This is a genomic window from Blastocatellia bacterium (assembly GCA_025054955.1).
Classification (GTDB): Bacteria; Acidobacteriota; Blastocatellia; order HR10; family J050; genus JANWZE01.
On record JANWZE010000131.1, the window covers coordinates 1 to 4,104 of the forward strand.

Annotated in this window: 3 protein-coding genes; all 3 read right to left on the reverse strand. The window is 52.7% G+C overall.

Annotated elements, in window-relative coordinates; translation table 11 throughout:
• Positions 1-545: 545 nt before the first annotated feature.
• Positions 546-965 (reverse strand): hypothetical protein, encoded by a 420-nt coding sequence (locus NZ823_16250; GenBank protein ID MCS6806678.1) that lies wholly within the window; start codon positions 963-965, stop codon positions 546-548.
• A 313-nt stretch (positions 966-1,278) separates the two neighbouring features.
• Entirely contained in the window at positions 1,279-1,464 is a 186-nt protein-coding gene (locus NZ823_16255; GenBank protein ID MCS6806679.1) for a hypothetical protein, read from the reverse strand.
• A gap of 303 nt (positions 1,465-1,767) precedes the next feature.
• On the reverse strand, positions 1,768-2,751 hold the full coding sequence (locus NZ823_16260) for a CPBP family intramembrane metalloprotease (protein ID MCS6806680.1): 984 nt from the start codon (positions 2,749-2,751) through the stop codon (positions 1,768-1,770).
• Positions 2,752-4,104 lie beyond the last annotated feature (1,353 nt).

Genomic DNA, 4,104 nt, shown 5'->3' on the forward strand with positions numbered 1-4,104 from the left:
GGCAACGCTTCCATGCCGATTTATGGCCGGGGCACGTACGAAAGCAATGACGTTATCAAGTAAGATTGGTTGACCTGGCAGAGCGACCCGCCCGAATCCTTCATCAGAGGCCGTATAAATTCCGAAGCCATTGCCGGGGACGAACGCGACAAAAGCTAGGCCAAATTGTTCCAGTAGCCTGGAGACCGCTGGGACTGAACGCTATCAACAGCACAAAAAGATTGCAGAGAAGTTTTGATTGCATAAGTCCTCCTCTAAAATAACCATTTTCATCTTTCGTGGCGAACGCGGAACTCATGAGCGATTCCCTTGAAAATCGCCCACGAAACACACGAAGTTCACGAAAGAATTGCATTTTCATCCTTCGTGGCGAGCTATGGCTCATGACCGATTCCTCCGAACCCGGAAAGGTGCTCTCGATGCCCTCTGCTCACCGAACGAAAGCCCCAGCCGTCTGAGTCCATTGAGGGCCTCACGCCCATGGCTCGCCTAACATCCATGTGTCTTCAAGGCCGCGCCTCTCCTTCCAACCCACTGATCCAAGCCTATCGCGGCACGTAAGAGATCTTTACTCCTTCAACTTGAACGACTCCTGGATTTGTGTCCTGAGGATTATCTTTCGCTCTGCGACCGACGGAGATCGTAAATACATCTCCAGCTCCTGTCACCCCAAAGAATGATTCTTTCTTCAAGCCGCGCATAATATGCAACACTCGTTCTTGCGTTCTCCCTAAATAGTTTCCGCCGACTGTAGAGGTGATTGTCTCCACGAATAAGTCAACCGTCCCCTCTTCTGAAGCTGAGAAAATAACTTCAACGGAGATATTTTTGCCCACCGAATCGGCAGGCAGGGTTATACTTTGAGTGACGAAGCTGTCTGTGTGCGCAGGTAGGGAGACCGCAGGGATTTCGCCAAGGGGTTCGGGGGGAGCCATTAAAAATTGCGCCTCCCCGAAAAGAGCCAACCGATGCTCCTCCACCAAGCACCCCAGCAGTCACATTGAAGGGGATGACTCGTAGTTGCTGAGCATCGTCGGCTGGAGAACCCTCTGTTACCTCCTGGATCAATGAGATCGTGCTAAGCGCGATGAGCATTAGTGCCCATCGGACCAGATCGTAGTTTCTATGAACTTCTCTCATATTATCCTCTGTTGAGCATTGGTTGGCACAGCGTTATGCTCAAATATCCTAACTCGTATAGCGCTTTTGACGCACCGCGAATTGGAGAGCGTCCCCATTGTCCCTCCTAGCGACAGACAAGGTAGACATCCTGACTCGTTACACCGACGTTGTCCGATGATGTCCACGTGATGGTGTAGGCGCTGCCGGCGGCCAACGTCTCGCCTCCGTTGGCTGTGTCACGGTGACACTGGGCGGCGTCGGATCAGGCGGCCCTTCCTGGATGGTGAAATTGCCATCGCTCATGTCGCCAGCTTGATTGCCGGCAATATCCCAGGCGACCACTTTAATCCGGCCTCACGTAGTCGGCGTGTTCGGCACCGTCCAGTTGTAGCTTTGCGCATCGCCTGGAAGATTGCTGACGACGCTCGTGAACGTAGTCCCACCATCCGAGGAGAACAAAACATCGTGCCTGGTGACACCCACATTGTCAGTTGAACTCCAGGTGATCGTGTAGATCCCACGGTTAGAATCTCGCCTCTGCTTGGTCTGGTGACTGACACTCTCGGTGGCCGAGTATCGGCCTGTGTATAGCTCCAATCCTCCATGCCGTTGGGTCAGGCCTGAAGCATCCTTCACTGGCGACCTCTAATCCGCAACGTAGGCAATATACGTGGCGACCACCGCCACTAAGTTGTTTACTGTATGGGCGACGACACTCACGGCCAGATTTCCTGTTCGACGATAACCATAAGCAAGCACTATCCCCATAAAAAAGAGGGGAATCATCGTGACAGGTTCAAGATGTAAAATGGCAAAGAGCGCAGACGAAATCAAATAGGCAGCAATCTTACTATGATCCACCAGTGTATCGAAAATGTACCCACGGAAGAAAATTTCCTCCATCAGAGGCACGATGATAACCACCATAAGAACTGCCAAACCCAGCGACCACCACGTAGGCCCAAGAAGGCCGCGGAGTAGGGACGGGTCTGGAGGCTGTATACCGACCTGTTGCTGAAGCCAGAGCACGAGGGCACTGATACCGATAACTCCCGTGCTGGTCAGCAGGCACCCAATCGCTAATGTCCGCCAGCCGGGGCGACGAAACAGCACATGGAGCGCCTTGGCCTGTCCTCGCCGCCGACGCCATAAGTAAACTAGCCCAAAACCAACGGGAGGGCCAACAATGAGCAGAAACCCAAGGGTCTGGCTGAGCAGTCCCGGCTCAACGCCGGACACACTATAACCATTGAGCCTGTACCCTTGCTGCTCTGCTACCCTGAGGGCTCGCTCCCATGGAATCCGCGCCCCCTGTAGCTCAACAATCACACTTGCCCCTTCAATGTACGCGTTGAGTGAATGCACGCCTGGCAAATGGCGGAGGGTCTCCCGGAGCGTTGTCAGGTCTCCAGCCGCTTGCCCAGGGGTGACGGTTATGCGAAGACCAATAGGGTATTTTGTCCACACTCGCAGTCCGAGAAATGGGGTCGCCACTAGAGTCCCAAGGACAAGAGCCACTATCACATCACGAGTGACGCCGAGCACCTCGGTAAGAAATCCTCGCCGAGTTGGTTGTTTGGCCATACTCTTCTTCTCAGTGGCGGTGTCGTAGGACCTTGCTGGGTTCATCTCATTCATCTCCCGGTCTTGCTCATGAGTATGATGAGCCAGCGGCGCCTTGAGCTAAGTAACGTAACAAAAGTTCGTGGCGTTTTTGGAGTGCTGCGACGTGTCGCAGCTTTGGCCGGAAAGCGGTGACACGTCACAGCACTGCAAAATGTCCCGTCCCGCCAAAATGTCCCAGAACGTTTGTCCACCTACTTAGCCGATTAACTCCGTTTTCTCCGGCCCGATATCCCCTCGACCCACTCGTCGCACAGAATCTTAGTGTAGTGATGTGGGTGAGACGGGACAAGGGTAACTCGGGATAATGGGAGGCGGTTAATCTGGGCAACATTATCCGCCCGCCACACATTGTGTAGCGTCCCACCTTCCTTATAGAAGCTATTTAGTTGCAGGTGCAACTCGTACTCCCGGTGGCGCAGCTAGCTTCAAACGTTTTTATGCCTCTGTTACCACATTGTTGCTGGCATCGCTCACGTTGTTCATCTATCCACTCAGTACACAGCCACGCTGCCACGATACCACCTACAATAAGGCATAGGATACACACGGCAGCATAAACAGTCAGGAGTGACGTTTTACGCATTGCCTCCTTGGTACGTGACAGATACGGAAACGATTCGCCCGCTTCTTGGGCAACCAAGTACTCAGCCACGAGGTATCCGATAAACGCCGCGCATGAGGTCCGAAGATTTGGATCCCCGATATCTGTGAAGTCAACTGTTACCGACCCCTTATCTCCGAGCTGAAAATGGAGAAAGTTTCCATCGGGTGTGGTCCGATACAGCAAAGCCAGTGATCGTCCATATCGGCTGAGTCGGTATCCACTGTTCTCAGGAGCCAGTGAGTATCCATCTCCCGCAACCAGATTTATCACCCTGGTTTCCACCGTTCAGCACGGTCGCATCGTAACCCTGGAGGGCCTGGAACTCTGACCTGAATCCCTCTAGTTCTGCTCGTAACTGTTCAACGGTTGCCGCAACGGGTTGAATTCTGTTCCGTGAGATTACCTTGATAGTCAATGGGCTAACTTGGACGGGCAACACGGCCGTCGGGAGAAAACAAAGTGACAAAGCTCATGGTTACCAAGGACTTTTTGTTAAAATCCCTCCCTTTGGAAAGTTACTCGGCTCAAGCCGAGATTAAGAGAAATCCTGGACCACGAAGGATCTCGTCGCTCTCCTTAGATTGGCCGCTTAAGTCGAGGATGCCTTCATTGGCCGGATTTCGTGAATTCAAAAATTCAAAGATCAAGCGAACGTCTCAAGACAGAGCAATCAGTGTGCCATGTGGGAGCGAGTTGATCAGAGAAGTGGCAACACTTAGCTCTACCAATGGATAAATGAAATTCGCTGATGA